11 protein-coding genes, 10 tRNA genes and 3 rRNA genes are annotated in these 19,943 nt (G+C 39.2%); 3 read left to right on the top strand and 21 right to left on the bottom strand.

From position 1 onward, the window contains the following. Positions 1 to 19: 19 nt before the first annotated feature. A complete protein-coding gene (locus tag BR50_RS06505; RefSeq protein ID WP_211249846.1) occupies positions 20 to 1,000 on the bottom strand; it encodes a metal ABC transporter substrate-binding protein in 981 nt (326 codons plus the stop codon). 263 nt (positions 1,001 to 1,263) lie between these two features. Here BR50_RS06505 and proC point away from each other — a divergent pair, with 263 nt between their 5' ends. Then, positions 1,264 to 2,076 carry a pyrroline-5-carboxylate reductase gene (proC, locus tag BR50_RS06500; protein WP_034547263.1) on the top strand — a complete coding sequence of 271 codons (813 nt, stop codon included), beginning with the start codon at positions 1,264 to 1,266 and terminating at the stop codon, positions 2,074 to 2,076. 44 nt (positions 2,077 to 2,120) lie between these two features. Here proC and tadA read toward each other — a convergent pair whose 3' ends face one another. Beyond that, a complete protein-coding gene (tadA, locus tag BR50_RS06495; protein WP_143298341.1) occupies positions 2,121 to 2,645 on the bottom strand; it encodes a tRNA adenosine(34) deaminase TadA in 525 nt (174 codons plus the stop codon). 123 nt (positions 2,646 to 2,768) lie between these two features. Between tadA and BR50_RS06490 the strand changes: the two genes are divergently transcribed. Further along, positions 2,769 to 3,632: a helix-turn-helix domain-containing protein gene (locus BR50_RS06490; RefSeq protein WP_034547259.1), complete on the top strand. Its 864-nt coding sequence runs from the start codon at positions 2,769 to 2,771 to the stop codon at positions 3,630 to 3,632. A 4-nt stretch (positions 3,633 to 3,636) separates the two neighbouring features. Here the strand turns inward: BR50_RS06490 and BR50_RS06485 are convergent, their stop codons facing one another. From BR50_RS06485 to BR50_RS06470, 4 genes are all read right to left on the bottom strand, one after another. After that, a complete protein-coding gene (locus tag BR50_RS06485; RefSeq protein WP_034545409.1) occupies positions 3,637 to 4,596 on the bottom strand; it encodes an IS30 family transposase in 960 nt (319 codons plus the stop codon). A gap of 168 nt (positions 4,597 to 4,764) precedes the next feature. After that, entirely contained in the window at positions 4,765 to 5,148 is a 384-nt protein-coding gene (locus tag BR50_RS06480; RefSeq protein WP_034547258.1) for a hypothetical protein, read from the bottom strand. Between the two features lie 125 nt (positions 5,149 to 5,273). Next, positions 5,274 to 7,766 carry an ATP-dependent Clp protease ATP-binding subunit gene (locus tag BR50_RS06475; protein WP_034547256.1) on the bottom strand — a complete coding sequence of 831 codons (2,493 nt, stop codon included), beginning with the start codon at positions 7,764 to 7,766 and terminating at the stop codon, positions 5,274 to 5,276. 26 nt (positions 7,767 to 7,792) lie between these two features. After that, complete coding sequence (locus BR50_RS06470; RefSeq protein WP_034547255.1) at positions 7,793 to 8,254, bottom strand: CtsR family transcriptional regulator; 462 nt, start codon at positions 8,252 to 8,254, stop codon at positions 7,793 to 7,795. A gap of 758 nt (positions 8,255 to 9,012) precedes the next feature. Between BR50_RS06470 and BR50_RS12580 the strand changes: the two genes are divergently transcribed. Then, positions 9,013 to 10,347, top strand: a complete 1,335-nt coding sequence (locus BR50_RS12580) for an IS3 family transposase (RefSeq protein ID WP_034545794.1) — start codon at positions 9,013 to 9,015, stop codon at positions 10,345 to 10,347. Between the two features lie 72 nt (positions 10,348 to 10,419). Here BR50_RS12580 and BR50_RS06460 read toward each other — a convergent pair. The 15 genes from BR50_RS06460 to ascB form a co-directional block, all read right to left on the bottom strand. Further along, positions 10,420 to 10,493, bottom strand: a tRNA-Pro gene (locus tag BR50_RS06460). Positions 10,494 to 10,524: 31 nt separating this feature from the next. Then, positions 10,525 to 10,598, bottom strand: a tRNA-Arg gene (locus tag BR50_RS06455). Between the two features lie 3 nt (positions 10,599 to 10,601). Then, positions 10,602 to 10,690 (bottom strand) — tRNA-Leu (locus BR50_RS06450). Between the two features lie 50 nt (positions 10,691 to 10,740). Next, positions 10,741 to 10,812 (bottom strand) — tRNA-Gly (locus BR50_RS06445). A gap of 7 nt (positions 10,813 to 10,819) precedes the next feature. Next, a tRNA-Thr gene (locus BR50_RS06440) sits at positions 10,820 to 10,892 on the bottom strand. A 33-nt stretch (positions 10,893 to 10,925) separates the two neighbouring features. Continuing rightward, positions 10,926 to 11,007, bottom strand: a tRNA-Leu gene (locus tag BR50_RS06435). A gap of 40 nt (positions 11,008 to 11,047) precedes the next feature. Continuing rightward, a tRNA-Lys gene (locus BR50_RS06430) sits at positions 11,048 to 11,120 on the bottom strand. Position 11,121: 1 nt separating this feature from the next. After that, a tRNA-Val gene (locus BR50_RS06425) sits at positions 11,122 to 11,197 on the bottom strand. A gap of 22 nt (positions 11,198 to 11,219) precedes the next feature. Beyond that, positions 11,220 to 11,335: ribosomal RNA gene (gene rrf / locus BR50_RS06420) — 5S ribosomal RNA — on the bottom strand. Between the two features lie 89 nt (positions 11,336 to 11,424). Then, positions 11,425 to 14,345: ribosomal RNA gene (locus BR50_RS06415) — 23S ribosomal RNA — on the bottom strand. Positions 14,346 to 14,504: 159 nt separating this feature from the next. Continuing rightward, a tRNA-Ala gene (locus BR50_RS06410) sits at positions 14,505 to 14,577 on the bottom strand. 38 nt (positions 14,578 to 14,615) lie between these two features. After that, positions 14,616 to 14,689, bottom strand: a tRNA-Ile gene (locus BR50_RS06405). Between the two features lie 104 nt (positions 14,690 to 14,793). After that, a 16S ribosomal RNA gene (locus BR50_RS06400) occupies positions 14,794 to 16,355 on the bottom strand. Together the 16S, 23S and 5S rRNA genes with 10 tRNA genes alongside form the textbook arrangement of a ribosomal RNA operon. Positions 16,356 to 16,897: 542 nt before the next feature. Further along, complete coding sequence (locus BR50_RS06395; protein WP_034547254.1) at positions 16,898 to 18,325, bottom strand: glycoside hydrolase family 1 protein; 1,428 nt, start codon at positions 18,323 to 18,325, stop codon at positions 16,898 to 16,900. A 140-nt stretch (positions 18,326 to 18,465) separates the two neighbouring features. Next, positions 18,466 to 19,926: a 6-phospho-beta-glucosidase gene (gene ascB, locus BR50_RS06390; protein ID WP_034547253.1), complete on the bottom strand. Its 1,461-nt coding sequence runs from the start codon at positions 19,924 to 19,926 to the stop codon at positions 18,466 to 18,468. Between the last annotated feature and the right edge of the window lie 17 nt (positions 19,927 to 19,943).

The following is a 19,943-nucleotide window of genomic DNA, read 5'->3' as shown; positions in this document are numbered from 1 at the left end:
CGATAGTACTTATCACAACCTAACGAATACTTTTCTTTAAAGAGTCCAAGTTTTTTTTCATGACTTCAATATAGTCTATCCCATCTTCCTGATCTTCTTGACTGACTCCCGCTAGTGGACTCAACAAAGCTAATTCAACTCCGACCTCATTTGCCAATGTTTCAGCGATTTTGGAAGAAGCATTATCTTCAAAATAAATATATTCAATTTTTTCTTCTTTGATAATTTCTGATAGCTCAGCTAATTTAGCTGGACTCGGCTCTTCTTCTGTTGTTAACCCAGCTATTGAAACTTGAATCAAATCATACCGTTTTGCTAAATACCCAAAAGCTGTGTGTTGTGCAACGAATGTTCGATTTTTTGCATCTTTAAAAGTAGTTTGATATTCCTGATTTAATGCTTCCAACTCTTGGTTATAGGAAACAGCATTTGCTTCGTAGCTTTCTTGATTTTCTGGATCAGCAATAATCAGTCCCTCTTTTATAGTTGTCACTTCTTCTTGAGCAAATACAGGATCTAACCAAATATGAGGATCGAATGCATGCAGGTGTTCTTCTTCCACATCAGCCTCATCTTCATGCTCTTCATGCTCTTCGGTTGATTCATTTTCAATAAGCGAGATGCCTTCACCAGCATCAATAACTTGCACCTGTTCTAGATCAATCGTGTCAAGTACCGCTGGGACCCACGTTTCCATTTCTTCGCTATTGTAAATAAAAACATCCGCTTCTTGGATTTCAGCGACCTCTTTTGCACTAGGTTCAAAACTATGCACATCTGTTCCAGCTGGCAACAACAAAGACACTTCAGCAGAATCCTGGGTCACATTTCTTGTGAAATCATACATTGGATAAAAAGTAGTCACTACTTTTAATTTATCTTCTTTATTAGTATTTTCTGATGATTTACTAGCTTGTTCATCCGTTCCACAACTAGCTAATATTGCTGCTGCACTAATTAGGGTTAAACCCATGGCTATTGATTTAGTTGATTTCATAATCTTTCATCCTCCAGTTAATAAAAATGTGAACTTTTTCCTAAACTTTCATACGTTCGTAAAACGTAACTGTTACGTTTTGAAGTATACCTATTTTTTTAAATACGTGCAACTCTTTTTAATATCCTTATCATTATCAAATTTAATTTTATATGCTTTTAGAAATTGATTGCCTTCTAAAATCAACTAAAGTAAATTATTAAACCTACTTTTTTGGAGTTATGGTAAGATGAACCTCTAAAATAAAAAATTTAGGAGTGTTAACTATGAAAGTAGGATTCATCGGTATTGGGAACATGGCTAGTGCCATTATTAAAGGTATTATACAAAATGGGCATACATCCAACCAAGATATTTATGTACACAATACAACTCCAGAAAAATTAGCAATTTTCACCGCAGAAACTGGAACGCATGCTTGTTCATCTAATAAAGAACTGGTAGAAAAGGTCGATATTTTAATTCTTGCAGCTAAACCAAATGTTTTTCCAGCTATTTTAACAGAAATTAAAGCTGAACTCGCTATTCATCGACCAGTAGTTGTTTCGATTGCAGCCGGAACGACAATTCAAAAACTGTCGGAGCTATTGAATGATAACAATGACACACCAATAATTCGAGTGATGCCTAATCTGAATTCACAGATTGGAGAAGGGATGACTGCTATTTGCGGAAATAACTATGCAACTCCTGAACAAAAAGCATTCGTTTTGAATATGTTCAAAGCTGTTGGAGAAGCTATCGAATTGCCTGAAAAAGACTTTAGCACATTTACAGCACTTGCTGGAAGTTCACCAGCATTTGTCTTTTTATTTATTGATTCCTTGGCAAGAGCTGCTGTTAAAAATGGTATGTCTAAAGAAACAGCAACAAAAATTGCTGCCCAAGCTGTACTTGGAAGTGGAAAATTAGTATTGGATAGCAGTGAAACACCATGGAATTTAATCGATCAGGTTTCTTCTCCAGGAGGAACAACTGTTGAAGGTGTTTTAACATTAGAAGATACTGGCTTTGTCTCTTCTATTACAAAGGCTGTACAAGCAGTTATCGATAAAGATCAAGCTATGATGCAACAGTAAATGCATGCGTGGATCGGAAAATAAAAAAAGACGGCAACCTCGTATTATACTTGGCTGTCGTCTTCTTTAGTTAGTTTTGCTTTTCTTTGCATTTTTTCTTCTTTTTTACGTTTTCTCAATTCTCGGAAAAAATCACTTAATAATTGACTACATTCTTCCTCCAAAAGACCTTTTTCAATTTGTACTTGGTGATTAAAACGCTTATCATTAAGCAAATTCATCAATGTACCTGCTGTGCCACCTTTAGGATCACTTGCTCCATAATAGAGTTCTTTGATACGAGATAAAATCATCGCACCACTGCACATAGGACAAGGTTCTAATGTTACAAATAATTGAGCGTCCTCTAAACGCCAATTTTTCAAATTTCGATTAGCTTCTTGAATAGCCAACATCTCCGCATGAGTTGTTGCATCATTTGATTCTTCTCTTATGTTATGCCCACGACCAATAATTTCCCCATTTAGCACAACTACTGCACCTATAGGGACCTCTAATTTTGATTTTGCTTTGTGAGCTTCTTTGATCGCTTCTTGCATAAAATACGTTTTTTCTTCAATAGTTAACATCTGCCCATTCCTTCGCATACTCTTTTCTTTATCATAGCATAATTTACCTACAAACTTATGTTAAAAATGATAGAATAAGAATACAAACTAATTGTATCGGTTTTCATTTAAAGGAGTGCTCTTATGAATTTCAATCAATTTAAATCTATTTATCCATCTGCTTTTTTAACAGATGTTTCAAAAAACGATCAAGCTTTTTTAACGTTTCCTTACCAAAATAAATGGATCAATTTTGATGAAAATCAGCTGACAGTCTCAGAAAAAAAATTACTTTATCTAATTTTTAATCAAGATATTACCATGCAAAATTTAGAAACTCCGCAATCAAAATGGTATCAATTTTTAATAGAGGATAACCCTTCCCTTCCAATTGAAAAAGGTATCTACCGAGTTGTACAATTTGATATCACAAAAAAAGATACTCGTTTTGATAAAAAATTATGGCTTAGTTCATTTAAAAGCTTTTTTAAAGATGTACAAGAAGCATTCTTTATTGATGATCATTACGGACTTTTGATCCACCGTTATTCAGGTTTTTCAGCAGCTCAAGAGGAGACGATTGGGATCTTACAGACTTTAGATGACGATTTTTCAACAAAAACGAGTGGCTATATTGGTCAATATTGGCCTCTTTCTTTAGACTTCAAGCAATTTTTTAAAGAGGAACAAACTATTTTTTTAAATCAGTTACAAAAAAGTAAACAAGTTTTTTCCTTGTCTGATGTTGCACTGAGTTATTATGCTTCAGAAGCTCTATCAAAAAGTCCTATTATCCAACAATTAAAAAAAGATCTAGCTTCTCACCCTGAAATAAAGGAACTGATCACAGCAATATGGCTGAACCAAGGAAACATAAGCCTAGCAGCTAAATATCTTTATATTCACCGAAATACATTACAGTACCGGTTAGATCGATTTTTTGAAGAATTTGGTTTTTCATTAAAAGATAGAAACGATCTACTTCTTTGTTATTTATTAACAATCTGATTTGTCAAATTAAGCTATACAAACTATCTTCATCCATATAACTCATAAAAACTTCCAACGGTGTTTGGTAATTTAGTGACTTCCTTGGAATGTTATTTCGTTTGTGTGCAACAGATGATACGAAAGTCTGGTCAACTTCGTTGAAATCCATTTTTTTTGGCAATCCATCTTTTCGAAGAAGTCCATTAGAATTCTCATTTAAAGCTCGTTGTGAAGGCGTTCCAGGATCAGCGAAGTAAATAGCGACATCATGTTGGTTGCACAAAGATTTCCAGTTGGAAAACTCCTTTCCGCAATCAAACGTAATGGATTTGAATAAATTTTTTGGTATGGCTTGGAACCATTGATTCATGGCATTCTCAATGTCGCAGGCTTTACGCCCTTTGGGCTTTAAGGTAATGATAGCTTTTGATAAAATCTCTACTAGAGTAATAACCGCACTTTTGTGGTGAACACCTACAATGGTATCTCCTTCGATATGACCAAACTCTTCTTTAAATGTGGGATAGTCTATTATTCTTTCAGAGATATTTCGTTTATAAGCTTGTCTACCTCTACGTTCTTGATGTCCGTTAGGTTTTCTTTTCCCTTTCATCGGGAGTGTAACTTCATCGAATATTCTTTCTTTAAACTGCCTATAAAGTGTTCGTACGGAACAGTCTATTGTCATTTCTTTACGGCCAATAATGACATCCGGCGTCCAGCCCTCAGCTACTTTTCCCTTGATATAAAGCTGTTGTTCTTTTGGTAAATCAATTTTTTTGCGTCCACACTGTTTCTTGTTTTTTTTATACCGTAGGTAATGGTCGAAAGCTGTGTGTCCTGCTTTGAAGAACCTGATAACATTATTAATCGGTGTACGAGTACGATTCAAGTAAGTAGCTATTTTAGCAACTGGAACACCTTGGTGGTAATAAGCTTCTATCATCACTAGTTCATCCATGGTAATATGGGTATAGGTCATTCGTGATCACTCCTTGTTTTCTGTGGTTGGAAATACAATTAGAGTGTATCACGAATGGCTTTTTTATTTGTATAGCTTAATCTTACAATCGACGCAATTTAAAAAAATCGACTGTTAAATAGAAATTTAACGGTCGATTTTTTTGCTCACTATTAGTTTTAAACAAATTTATTTTTTTAATTTATGTTTCAAATCTTTTTTATGATGTTTCAGTTCATGGTGTAAATCATGCTTTTTATCCATAAAAGCATCTCTAAAATCATTTGTAGTCTCTTTCAGATGATTCCCATATGAACTTACGTTGCCTTTCAAGTCAGAAACTTTATCAACGACACTCAATAAATTAGCCACTTCAGTATCAGATAAATCATCTACAACACTCATTGCCTTTTCGTTGCCTTTTAATTTTTCTTTTACAAAATATCTTGCTCTTTTACGATTCATTTTAGACTCTAATTTTTCCATTGCCATGCTTGAAGATGAAACTATAATTGCCCCCACTGCAAAGACCGTTCCAACTCCTACTAGTAAAGATTTCGTTGAATTTTTCATGAATAGTCACTTTCCTTCCATTATTTCTTTTGTTTTATCATAGCAGAAAGAAATTTAAAATACGAATAAAAACGTTTACTATCTTATAAAGATAGTAAACGTTTTATTATCTCTGATCAATTAGATCAGTTATTCTCACTTACAGTCACTGTTTTTTCAGCTATTTTCTTTAAATCTGTCACAGTAATACGGATAGTCCCCTTTGAGGCACCAATTGTAACATGATCACCAATTTTGACCCGTCCACTTAATAATTCTTCGCTTAATCGATCTTCAACCTCTTTTTGAAGTGCACGACGAATCGGACGTGCACCATACTCAGGGTCATAACCAGCTTTAGCAATGACATCGATAGCTGCTTGCGTAATTTTAACATCAATATCCATATCTTTTAATCGTTTAATAATGGTTTGTGCCATTAATTTTACAATTTGTGTTAATTCTGCTTTTTCTAGAGAATGGAATACGATAGAATCATCAATACGGTTAATAAATTCTGGTTTAAACGTCTTTTTCATTTCTTCCAGTATCCGTTTTTCCATTGCTGAATGATCCTTTTTATTGTTTTTTGTACTAAATCCTACCGATTTTTCATCTCTTAGAGCTGTTGCTCCCAAGTTAGATGTCATAATCATGACCGTATTTTTAAAATCGACTTTCCGGCCTTTAGCATCTGTTAAATGACCATCATCAAGAACTTGCAATAAAATATTAAAAACGTCTGGATGGGCTTTTTCAACTTCATCGAATAGAATAACAGAATATGGTTTTTGACGAATTTTTTCAGTCAATTGACCACCTTCATCATATCCTACATATCCCGGAGGTGAACCAATCAAACGACTCGTGCTGTATTTTTCCATAAATTCAGACATATCCACCCGCACTAATGCTTCTTCATTACCAAACATGGCTTCAGCAAGTGCCTTAGCTAGCTCTGTTTTTCCGACACCTGTAGGCCCTAAGAACATAAATGAACCAATTGGGCGATTTGGATCTTTCAACCCACTCCTAGATCGTCTAATTGCTCTAGAAACGGATTCAACTGCTTGTTCTTGTCCAATCACTCGTTTATGCAATATTTTTTCTAAATTCATTAATCGGTCAGATTCTTTTTGCTCCATCTGTTGAACGGGAATACTCGTCCAAAGAGAGACTACTTCTGCAATATCTCTTTCCGTTACCTGCAATGATTTTAACGAAGCTTTTCCTTCTTGTTTTTGCAGCAAATTTTCAATTTTTTTGCGTTGTTTCATTTCTTTCATACGAATTCTAGCAGCTTTCTCAAAGTCTTGTAACTGTATAGCTTCTTCTTTGGCTTGTATCAAAGCCTCCAATTCTGCAACTGCAGCCGCAACTGGAGAAGGTTTACCTGAAACATCTAGACGTACTTTAGAAGCAGATTCATCTATCAAATCAATAGCTTTATCCGGCAACTGTCTTGATGTAATATAACGAGATGAAAGTTTAACTGCAGCATGTACAGCTTCATCCGTAATTTTGACACCGTGATGATCCTCATAACGAGAACGTAAACCTAATAATATTTCTTCTGTTTCCTCTTCTGAAGGAGGATCGACATGGATCGGTGAAAATCGTCTTTCTAAAGCAGCATCTTTTTCAATATATTTTTGGTATTCATCTAGTGTTGTTGCTCCAATGGTCTGTAGTTCACCACGCGCTAATGCAGGTTTCAAGATATTAGACGCATCGATCGCACCCTCTGCTCCACCAGCACCAATTAGAGTATGCAACTCATCTATGAATAAGATAACTTCACCATCTTGGTAAATCTCGTCTATAATTTTTTTCATTCGTTCTTCGAATTCACCACGATATTTCGTACCTGCTACCAATGAACCCATATCAAGCATCATTAATCGTTTATTTGCTAATGCATCTGGAACTTCACCGTCATTGATTTTTTGTGCTAATCCTTCTGCAATGGCTGTTTTACCTACACCGGGTTCTCCTACCAAAACAGGATTATTTTTCGTTCTGCGGCTCAAAACTTGGATAATACGTTGGATTTCTTTATGACGCCCAACTACTGGATCTAATTTTCCTTCTCTTGCCACGGAGGTTAAATCGCGAGCTAATGAATCTAAAGTAGGTGTACCTGCGACTTGTTTAGCAGCTGGTTTTACTTTTCTACCCTTACTATTCGTTACATCGCTCAAACCGATTTTTTTCAACACGATTTGACGGGCTTTATTTAAATTAATATCGAGATTACTTAAAATTTTAGATGATAAAATATCCTCTTCACGCAACAGTCCTAATAATAAATGCTCTGTACCCACAAGTGCTGAACCCATACGTCTTGCTTCATCTGTAGCAAATGTTATAGCCTGTTTAGCTCTTGGAGAATAAGGAAGAATAGCATTTTTAGAAAGGTATTTCATTGTTCCGTAACCCGTAAAGTGTTCGATTTCTTCTCGGATATCAATTTCTGTAACAGAAAATTGTCTTAACGTTTTTCCGGCAATCCCATCCTGTTCCATAATCAAGCCTAAAAGTAAGTGCTCAGTTCCTACAGAATGATGACGAAATCCCTTTGCTTCTTCTTGCGCCATGATTAAAACCATTCTTGCTTTTTCAGAAAATAATTCATCCATCTATATTTCGCCTCCGGTTTTATTCTTTACTCATATTTTAAATTATTTAAAAAAGCCACTAATAATCTAGCTCTTAATTCATTTTCAATTATTCCATCAGCATTCAAGAGTGATTTTTCCATCACAGATAACATGATGTTAGCTTCTCGCTTAGTCAACATTTCAGTTTCGAATAATCTTTCTATGATAGAACAAGCATTTTTTTGGGTAATTTTATTTCCAACAATATCGATCATCATATCCAACATCTCAGCTTCATCTATCAATTTCACTTTGATAATACGTATATACCCGCCACCACCACGTTTACTTTCAACTAAATAACCTTGTTGCACAGTAAAACGGGTGTTTATAACATAATTTATTTGGGAAGGAACACAATTAAATCGATTTGCCATTTCACTACGCCTAATTTCGACTCGTTCATCTTGACCTAACACTTTCTTTAAATAAGCTTCAATGATATCTGACATGTTTTGATTGTGCATGAGTTATCTGTTACTAAAACATTTCAGTGTATAGTAAAGATAATAGCTTTATCTTTACTACATTGCAACGGTGTTTTTTTAGTAACACTCCTTTTCTTATCGTCCCAACACTAGACTTAATCATTTAGTTTATCAATAACATAAACTAAATCAATAGCGGAGGATACTTCTAGCGAGAACCAGAAAGTATTCTTGACTAATCCTGACTTTCATTATACGAGAAATAAGAGGATTTGAAAAGTAACTCTACTCATTTACATTTAAACAACTCCTAAATTGGCTCTATTCCTCAATAAACAAAGGATAAATACTTCAAAAAAATATTTTCATAAAAAAAGAAACCGTATTTTCAAATCATTAACTGACTTAAAAAAATTGTTTCTCAATTTAAAATTGCTTTGTATGCTAATTTAAAAAGGTAAATAGTAATCGTATATTTTAGCATATAGATGTGTCGACACCATTTTGTAGTACCTCTTAGACTGTCTTCATGTATTCTGCCAGAGCATCCTTTACATTGATACAAGCGACCTTATTCCTCTAGAAATTTGGGATGATTAATTTATCAACACTAAAAATTATACAGCCGATATTACTTGATAGTATAAAACGAACAAAAAAAGGTGATTTCTCTAAATTTGATACCCTACCCGAAAACTAGACACTCAAAAAAAAGAGTGTTTTTAGTTTTTGGGTTATTTTTTTATTTTATTTTCGTTATACTTTAATAGAATTGTTTCTAAGTGGAGGTTTCTTTGATGAGCAAAAAATTATATACAGAATATGAAATAGAGATATTGCAAAAGAATCCTAATGTAAAATCAGCATCTTCAAAAAGCATTACCTACTCACCTGTTTTTAAAATTAAAGCAGTAAAGGAAAGTAAGAGCGGAATGACCTCAACGGTCATATTTGAAAACGCTGGTCTGCCTGAAAATCTTCTAGGCAAAGGAAAAGCTCATAAATGTGTGGGTCGTTGGAAAAATAGTATGGCAATAAGAGGACAAGAAGGTTTCCATACTGAGACTCGCGGGAAAGGTACACGATCAGAAGGCGAAAAAATGGGATCTATCGAGGAGCAGTTGGAAGAAGCAAAAGCACGTATAGCTTATCTGGAAGGCAATTTGGAGTTAGTAAAAAAATTAGAATTTCAAGGAAGGAGCGTGAAAAACGAAAAAGGAAACGTTCTGAAAACCCGTGAGCGGTATGAATTAATCAATTCAATCATAAGAGAATATAGTCTTAAAGGCATGGTTAAGTCTTTGTGTGAAATTGCCGAAGTTAGTCGTAGTGGTTATTATTATTGGAAGAACAATGAGGCCACACGTTATAAGAGGTACGAACAGGACAGCAATGATTTCGAATTGCTTTATCAAGTATACATTGAGAAAAACAAATGTGGTGTAGAAGAAATAAAGATGGCATTAGAAGCTGAATATGATATCGTAATGAACCATAAAAAAATTCGAAGAATCCTTCGAATCTACGGTATCATGTCGCCCATTAGAAAAGCTAAACCTTACAAGAAAATGATGAAGGCAACACAAGAACACAAAACCAAGAAGAATCTTGTTAATCGTGATTTTGATAGAGGAACGCCTTATAAAGTATTGCTTACTGATATTACATATTTACCTTACGGTAATAGCCAAATGGCCTACCTCTCTGCCGTTAAGGATGGTGCAACAGGAGAGATCGTTGCCCACCACTTCGCTACTTCTTTAAAGATGAATTTGGTTTATCAAACTTTAGAAAAATTAGAATGTATCACAAGTGATATGCCTGATACAGAAAGATACTTGCATTCTGATCAAGGCTTCCACTACACTAATCCTACATATCAAAGTAATGTTGAAAAAATGGGATTTATACAATCCATGTCTAGAAGAGGTAACTGCTGGGATAATGCCCCAATGGAGTCCTTTTTTGGTCATATGAAGGACGTAGTCCTCTCAGAAAGACATGAAAACCTTCAGGGTTTGTGGAATTCTGTAGAAGAATATATTTCGTTTTACAATCATAGTCGTTATCAAAAAAAATTAAAGAAGATGACCCCCGTTGCTTATCGGGATCATCTTCTATGGACTGCATAATATCGTTTTTTTAAGTGTCTAGTTTAAAGGTAGTAATTCAATTAAGAGAAACCACCTTTTTATAATTATTTATCGGGAAGACAGGATTCGAACCTGCGACCCCTTGGTCCCAAACCAAGTGCTCTACCAAGCTGAGCTACTTCCCGTTCATGATTCCTCATTCTTTTTTAAATGAAATGCACCCAAGAGGACTTGAACCTCTAACCCCTTGATTCGTAGTCAAGTACTCTATCCAATTGAGCTATGGGTGCGTATGGTGCCGAGGGCCGGAATCGAACCGGCACGGTGATCACTCACCGCAGGATTTTAAGTCCTGTGCGTCTACCTGTTCCGCCACCCCGGCATTAGAACAGCTTATTCTTTTTACGAATGAGCTTACTAGTCAACCTAGTAAGCGAAAGACGGGATTCGAACCCGCGACCCCCACCTTGGCAAGGTGATGTTCTACCACTGAACTACTTTCGCAAAAGAATGCCGGCTAAAGGAGTTGAACCCTCGACCCTCTGATTACAAATCAGATGCTCTACCAACTGAGCTAAGCCGGCTAAAGTGATACTTCAGTCATTCAATAAAAAAAGTGCGGGTGAAGGGACTTGAACCCCCACGTCTTACGACGCTAGATCCTAAATCTAGTGCGTCTGCCAATTCCGCCACACCCGCAAAAATATGGCATAACTAAACATATTTGCATGATTAGCTATGAGTCATGCAGGATTCGAACCTGCGACCCTCTGATTAAAAGTCAGATGCTCTACCAACTGAGCTAATGACTCATGGTGGAGGTTGACGGGATCGAACCGCCGACCCTCTGCTTGTAAGGCAGATGCTCTCCCAGCTGAGCTAAACCTCCATAAAAAAAAACAATTGAATTTGCGTGGCAACGTCCTACTCTCACAAAGGGAAACCCTTCACTACCATCGGCGCTAAGAAGCTTAACTTCTGTGTTCGGCATGGGAACAGGTGTGACCTTCTTGCCATCATCACCACACAATTTCAATCAAGAGAACATTATTCTCTCAAAACTGGATAAGTTAAAAATCGTTTCCGTTCATTGACCGTCTATCACCGTTTAAATCTTTGGTTAAGTCCTCGACCGATTAGTATTGGTCCGCTCCATATATCGCTATACTTCCACTTCCAACCTATCAACCTGATCATCTCTCAGGGGTCTTACTCACTTACGTGATGGGAAATCTCATCTTGAGGGGGGCTTCACGCTTAGATGCTTTCAGCGTTTATCCCGTCCACACATAGCTACCCAGCAATGCCCTTGGCAGAACAACTGGTACACCAGAGGTGTGTCCATCCCGGTCCTCTCGTACTAAGGACAGCTCCTCTCAAATTTCCTACGCCCGCGACGGATAGGGACCGAACTGTCTCACGACGTTCTGAACCCAGCTCGCGTACCGCTTTAATGGGCGAACAGCCCAACCCTTGGGACCGACTACAGCCCCAGGATGCGATGAGCCGACATCGAGGTGCCAAACCTCCCCGTCGATGTGGACTCTTGGGGGAGATAAGCCTGTTATCCCCAGGGTAGCTTTTATCCGTTGAGCGATGGCCCTTCCATACGGAACCACCGGATCACTAAGCCCGACTTTCGTCCCTGCTCGACTTGTAGGTCTCGCAGTCAAGCTCCCTTATGCCTTTACACTCTGCGAATGATTTCCAACCATTCTGAGGGAACCTTTGGGCGCCTCCGTTACACTTTAGGAGGCGACCGCCCCAGTCAAACTGCCCGTCAGACACTGTCTCCCAGCCCGATAAGGGCTGTGGGTTAGAGTGGTCATACAGCAAGGGTAGTATCCCACCAACGCCTCCACCAAGACTGGCGTCCTGGCTTCATTGGCTCCTACCTATCCTGTACAAGCTGTACAAACACTCAATATCAAACTGCAGTAAAGCTCCATGGGGTCTTTCCGTCCTGTCGCGGGTAACCTGCATCTTCACAGGTACTATAATTTCACCGAGTCTCTCGTTGAGACAGTGCCCAGATCGTTACGCCTTTCGTGCGGGTCGGAACTTACCCGACAAGGAATTTCGCTACCTTAGGACCGTTATAGTTACGGCCGCCGTTTACTGGGGCTTCAATTCTGAGCTTCGCCCTAAAGCTAACCCATCCTCTTAACCTTCCAGCACCGGGCAGGCGTCAGCCCCTATACGTCATCTTACGATTTTGCAGAGACCTGTGTTTTTGATAAACAGTCGCCTGGGCCTATTCACTGCGGCTGACCAATTGGTCAGCACCCCTTCTCCCGAAGTTACGGGGTCATTTTGCCGAGTTCCTTAACGAGAGTTCTCTCGCACACCTTAGGATTCTCTCCTCGACTACCTGTGTCGGTTTGCGGTACGGGCAGTTTGTTTCTAACTAGAAGCTTTTCTTGACAGTGTGACATCGGGAACTTCGGTACTTAATTTCCCTCCCCATCACAACTTGTTCTTAAAGAAGCAAGCATTTGACTCACTTCAAAACTTGTTGCTTGGACGTGCATATCCAACAGCACGTATTCCTTAGCCTACTGTGTCCCTCCATTGTTCAAACAAAACAAACTGGTACAGGAATCTCAACCTGTTGTCCATCGTCTACGCCATTCGGCCTCGACTTAGGTCCCGACTAACCCTGGGAGGACGAGCCTTCCCCAGGAAACCTTAGTCATTCGGTGGACGGGATTCTCACCCGTCTTTCGCTACTCATACCGGCATTCTCACTTCTAAGCGCTCCACTAGTCCTCACGATCTAGCTTCAACGCCCTTAGAACGCTCTCCTACCATAGAACCAATGGTTCTATCCACAGCTTCGGTGTTATGTTTAGCCCCGGTAAATTTTCGGCGCAGGGTCACTCGACTAGTGAGCTATTACGCACTCTTTAAATGATGGCTGCTTCTGAGCCAACATCCTAGTTGTCTAAGCAACTCCACATCCTTTTCCACTTAACATAAACTTTGGGACCTTAGCTGGTGGTCTGGGCTGTTTCCCTTTCGACTACGGATCTTATCACTCGCAGTCTGACTCCCGGATATAAATCAATGGCATTCGGAGTTTATCTGAATTCGGTAACCCTAGAAGGGCCCCTAGTCCAAACAGTTGCTCTACCTCCATGATTCTAATTCCGAGGCTAGCCCTAAAGCTATTTCGGAGAGAACCAGCTATCTCCAAGTTCGATTGGAATTTCTCCGCTACCCACACCTCATCCCCGCATTTTTCAACATACGTGGGTTCGGTCCTCCAGTGCGTATTACCGCACCTTCAACCTGGACATGGGTAGATCACTTGGTTTCGGGTCTACGACCACATACTCATTCGCCCTATTCAGACTCGCTTTCGCTACGGCTCCGTCTCATCAACTTAACCTCGCATGTGATCGTAACTCGCCGGTTCATTCTACAAAAGGCACGCTATCACCCATTAACGGGCTTTAACTATTTGTAGGCACACGGTTTCAGGGGCTATTTCACTCCTCTTCCGAGGTTCTTTTCACCTTTCCCTCACGGTACTGGTTCACTATCGGTCACTAGGGAGTATTTAGCCTTGGGAGATGGTCCTCCCGGATTCCGACGGAATTTCTCGTGTTCCGCCGTACTCAGGATACTGATCAGAGTGAAATTGGTTTCGGTTACAGGGCTTTTACCTTCTTCGGCAGACCTTTCCAGGTCGCTTCTCCTACCAACTTCATTTATGACTCTATATGTTCAGTCCTACAACCCCAGAAAGCAAGCTTTCTGGTTTGGGCTATTCCCGTTTCGCTCGCCGCTACTCAGGGAATCGATTTTTCTTTCTCTTCCTGCAGGTACTTAGATGTTTCAGTTCTCTGCGTCTACCTCTACTGACCTATGTATTCAGTCAGCAGTAACATCCTATCAAAGATGCTGGGTTCCCCCATTCGGAAATCTTTGGATCAAAGCTCACTTACAGCTCCCCAAAGCATATCGGCGTTAGTCCCGTCCTTCATCGGCTCCTAGTGCCAAGGCATTCACCGTGCGCCCTTATTAACTTAACCTATGGTTAATCGTTAATGTTTAATACTCATCTTTCGATGAGAACCTTAAAAAACTTATTATTTAAAAATTTCGGTGTGTTTCTGGTTTCTTACTTAAATTACGATTTTTAACTTTATCCAGTTTTCAAAGAACAATTTTTTTCGCAACTAAAGTTGCAATGGAGCCTAGCGGGATCGAACCGCTGACCTCCTGCGTGCAAGGCAGGCGCTCTCCCAGCTGAGCTAAGGCCCCAAGAGCTAATATCTTATACTATTTGTGCAAAAGAAAAGTGGGCCTAAATGGACTCGAACCATCGACCTCACGCTTATCAGGCGTGCGCTCTAACCAGCTGAGCTATAGGCCCAACATATTAGGCACTTCAGTAAGATACTATTTATTGAGAAGATTAGACCTCTCAAAACTAAACAAAGATAAGATGAATGTGTGGGTTTCCGTTATATTCCTTAGAAAGGAGGTGATCCAGCCGCACCTTCCGATACGGCTACCTTGTTACGACTTCACCCCAATTATCTGTCCCACCTTAGGCGGCTGGCTCCCAAAAGGGTTACCTCACCGACTTCGGGTGTTACAAACTCTCGTGGTGTGACGGGCGGTGTGTACAAGACCCGGGAACGTATTCACCGCGGCGTGCTGATCCGCGATTACTAGCGATTCCGGCTTCATGCAGGCGAGTTGCAGCCTACAATCCGAACTGAGAATGGCTTTAAGAGATTAGCTTAGCCTCGCGACTTTGCGACTCGTTGTACCATCCATTGTAGCACGTGTGTAGCCCAGGTCATAAGGGGCATGATGATTTGACGTCATCCCCACCTTCCTCCGGTTTATCACCGGCAGTCTCACTAGAGTGCCCAACTGAATGCTGGCAACTAATAATAGGGGTTGCGCTCGTTGCGGGACTTAACCCAACATCTCACGACACGAGCTGACGACAACCATGCACCACCTGTCACTTTGTCCCCGAAGGGAAAGCCCTATCTCTAGGGTTGTCAAAGGATGTCAAGACCTGGTAAGGTTCTTCGCGTTGCTTCGAATTAAACCACATGCTCCACCGCTTGTGCGGGTCCCCGTCAATTCCTTTGAGTTTCAACCTTGCGGTCGTACTCCCCAGGCGGAGTGCTTAATGCGTTAGCTGCAGCACTGAAGGGCGGAAACCCTCCAACACTTAGCACTCATCGTTTACGGCGTGGACTACCAGGGTATCTAATCCTGTTTGCTCCCCACGCTTTCGAGCCTCAGCGTCAGTTACAGACCAGAGAGTCGCCTTCGCCACTGGTGTTCCTCCACATATCTACGCATTTCACCGCTACACGTGGAATTCCACTCTCCTCTTCTGCACTCAAGTTCCCCAGTTTCCAATGACCTTCCCCGGTTGAGCCGGGGGCTTTCACATCAGACTTAAAGAACCGCCTGCGCTCGCTTTACGCCCAATAAATCCGGACAACGCTTGCCACCTACGTATTACCGCGGCTGCTGGCACGTAGTTAGCCGTGGCTTTCTGGTTAGATACCGTCAGGGGATGAGCAGTTACTCTCATCCTTGTTCTTCTCTAACAACAGAGTTTTACGATCCGAAAACCTTCTTCACTCACGCGGCATTGCTCCGTCAGACTTTCGTCCATTGCGGAAGATTCCCTACTGCTGCCTCCCGTAGGAGTCTGGGCCGTGTCTCAGTCCCAGTGTGGCCGATCACCCTCTCAGGTCGGCTACGTATCATCGCCTTGGTGAGCCATTACCTCACCAACTAGCTAATACGCCGCGGGTCCATCCATAAGCGGTAGCCGAAGCCACCTTTCTTCTATTCGTCATGTGACGTTTAGAAATATGCGGTATTAGCATCCGTTTCCGAATGTTATCCCCCTCTTATGGGCAGGTTACCCACGTGTTACTCACCCGTCCGCCACTCCTTGACTTCGGTGGGTGCAAGCACCCGGTGAAATCAAAGCGTTCGACTTGCATGTATTAGGCATGCCGCCAGCGTTCGTCCTGAGCCAGGATCAAACTCTCATATAAAATGATGCTTGAAGCTCATTATTGAATTGCTAGCGAATAATTATTCACTAATTTTGTTACTGTTGACTTAGAACTGCTAAGTCACCCTCACATTTATTTCATCTTACTTTGTTTAGTTTTCAAAGGTCTAAAGTGTGTTGTTTGTTTGTGACAACTTATATATAATATCATGTCATAAACTGTCTGTCAACAACTTTTCAAAATTTTACTTTGCGCTATGTGCCGGTTTGTTTCAACCTGCCTCAACGACATTTACAAATATACCAGTGAAACCAACATTCGTCAATGTTTTTTTAGAATAAATTCGAAAAGTTTTTTAAACCAGAACATTCAATATTAAATCAGATTCTATTCGCTTTGAAATTGCTGAAAAAAGCGAATATTAACATCTTTTTTTTGCTGATTATAAAGAAAATATTATTTTATGCTTTTTTACATATTTATACTTTTACTTTATATTATATACATAAAAAATTTAATTATGAGATATCCATCTATAAAATAAAAATCCCTACAAGATCAAACATCTTGTAGGGATCTCATCATTTTTCGATTAGACTTACTCCATTCGTTTCAATGATTTTTTTATACCATGTGAAACTTTTCTTTTTGTAACGTTTTAATGTTCCTGAACCATCATCATGACGATCAACATAAATGAATCCATAACGTTTCTTTAACTCAGCTGTTGAAGCACTGACCAAATCGATACATCCCCACGTTGTGTAACCCATAACTTCGACACCATCTTTAAGTGCTTCTCCAACTTGTACCAAATGATCATTTAAGTAATCAATGCGATAATCATCATAAACTGTTTTATTTCCATTCTCATCTGTAATCAGTTCATCGTTAGCTCCCAATCCATTTTCAACAATAAACAAAGGTTTTTGGTAACGATCCCAGAAATCATTCAATACAATTCGCAACCCTTTAGGGTCAATTTGCCATCCCCACTCAGATGCTTCTAAGTATGGATTAGGTATCCCACCTAAAATATTGCCTTCACCTGCTACTCGTTTACTTTCATCCGCTGTTTCAGTAGAACTCATGTAATAACTGAACGAGATAAAATCAACCGTATTTTTCAATAGTTCTTCATCTTCTGGACCAAAATCTAATTCAATAGCATTTTCGCGGAAGAATCGTTTCATATATCCTGGGTAAACTCCTCGAACGTGTACATCAGAGAAGAAATAGTTTTTACGTTCTGCTTCCATAGCAGCAATAACATCATCTGGATTTGGAGTTAATGGGTATGTCGGCATAGCTAAAACCATACATCCGATTTGTGCTTCAGGCATTAATTCATGTCCAATTTTTGTAGCCAACGCACTTGCCACTAACTCGTGATGAACAGCTTGATACAAATCTTTTTGTGTCAGTTTTTCTGGTGCAGTAGCAATCCCACCGCTCATAAACGGTGCATGTAGGATTGAATTGATTTCATTAAAGGTCAACCAGTATTTCACCTTCCCTTTGTAACGTGTAAAGACAGTGCGTACATAATTTTCATAAAAACCAATCATCTTACGATTGACCCAGCCATCATACTCTTTTGCTAAGTGTAACGGTGTTTCATAGTGGGATAGCGTTACTAATGGTTCGATATTATATTTAAGTAGTTCATCAAATAAATCATCATAAAATTTTAATCCAGCTTCATTTGGTTCGGTCTCATCTCCATTAGGAAAGATGCGCGACCAAGCGATCGATGTGCGGAAGGTTTTAAATCCCATTTCTGCAAATAATTTGATATCCTCTTTGTAGCGATGGTAAAAATCAATTCCTACAAGTTTCATATTATCTTCTGTAGGTCCTTCAGTTATTGGACCAAATCCGCCATGTGGTGTTACATCTTGTACAGTTAATCCTTTTCCATCCTCGTTATAAGCGCCTTCTAATTGGTTAGCAGCTACTGCTCCACCCCACAAAAAGTCTTTCGGAAATTGTTCTACTACCAAAATTATCTTCTCCTTTTTTATCGATCAATTATTTTTTGCACATTGCTCATTTCCCGTTACTAAAAGTATACTATAGGCCATTGGATAACAGAAGATATCCTATATAGAATGGCCATAGTTGAAAATTCCCAGTTCGGCTAATTGCTTTATTTACTTAAATCAGTCCCATTAGTGTTGATAACTTTTTTGTACCAATAAAAGGAATCTTTTTTTGAACGTTTTAGAGTTCCGTTTCCTTCATCATCTTGATCAACGTAGACATATCCATAGCGTTTAGACATTTCTGAAGTAGATGCACTAACTAAATCAATCGCTCCCCAGCTTGTGTAACCTATTAGATCCACTCCATCTTTTACTGCTTCTCTCATTTGTTCAATGTGCTTCTGCAGATAATCGATTCGATAATCATCATGAATACTTCCATCTTCTTCTACTTTATCATATGCTCCTAACCCATTTTCAACAATGAACAATGGCAGTTGGTAACGATCGTAAAAATCATTCAATGTCCATCTTAATCCGATGGGATCAATTTGCCATCCCCAATCAGAGGTTTCTAAATAAGTATTCTTTATTCCTCCCATAAAGTTGCCGCTAACCTGATTTTCTAACGGTTTTGAGCTAGTTGTACTAGACATGTAATAACTGAAAGAAATAAAATCAACGGGGTAAGCTTTCAAAATCTCATCATCTCCGCGTTCTTTATAAATATTAATGTTCTTTTCATGGAAGTAACGACCCATATAAGCAGGATACTCACCACGGGCTTGAACGTCTGTGAAGAACAAATTCAATTGGTTTTCCTCTTGAGCTTTTAAGACATCTTTCGGATTGTTGGTTTCAGGATAAGTTGTCATACGTGCTAACATACACCCTATTTTAAACTCCGGATTAATTTCATGTCCAATTTTTGTAACCAATGCGCTAGCTACAAATTGATGATGTCCTGCTTGATAAGACAACTCCAATGGATTTTCTGCTTCTTCTACTAGTACTCCGCCTCCTGTATAAGGACTGAGTGTGATAATGTTGATTTCGTTAAATGTAAGCCAGTATTTCACTTTATTTTGATAACGAGTGAAGACCGTTTCAGCGTACTGAACAAAGAAGTCAATGACTTGACGATCAGCCCATCCATTATACTTTAAGGTCAAATTCAGTGGTGTTTCATAATGAGATAATGTTACTAACGGCTCTATGCCGTATTTCAAACATTCATCAAATACATCATCATAAAAAGCTAATCCTGCTTCATTCGGTGCAGCATCATCTCCGTTAGGGAAAATACGTGCCCAATTAAGAGATAGTCTAAACACTTTAAATCCCATTTCAGCTAGTAAAGCTATATCTTCTTTATAATGATGATAGAAATCAACCCCAAAACGTTTTGGGAAAACAGCATCCACATTTCCTGCTAAAATTGCTTCGATTTCTTTGCGCGAAACATCTAATGAAAATCCTCCTGTCCGTTCTTCTTTAGGAATGAATTTGACCATGTCCGCAGTTGAAAGACCTTTTCCTCCCTCGTTATATGCTCCTTCAAATTGGTTAACTGCAGTAGCACCGCCCCATAAAAATCCTTTTGGAAAACCTTCAATTTTTTTCATCTCATTACCTCATTTTC

The sequence above is a fragment of the Carnobacterium alterfunditum DSM 5972 genome (genome assembly GCF_000744115.1).
GTDB classification, from domain to species: Bacteria; Bacillota; Bacilli; order Lactobacillales; family Carnobacteriaceae; genus Carnobacterium_B; species Carnobacterium_B alterfunditum.
The sequence above is the reverse complement of the archived record's forward strand: the minus strand, read 5'-3'. Positions and strand labels throughout refer to the sequence as shown.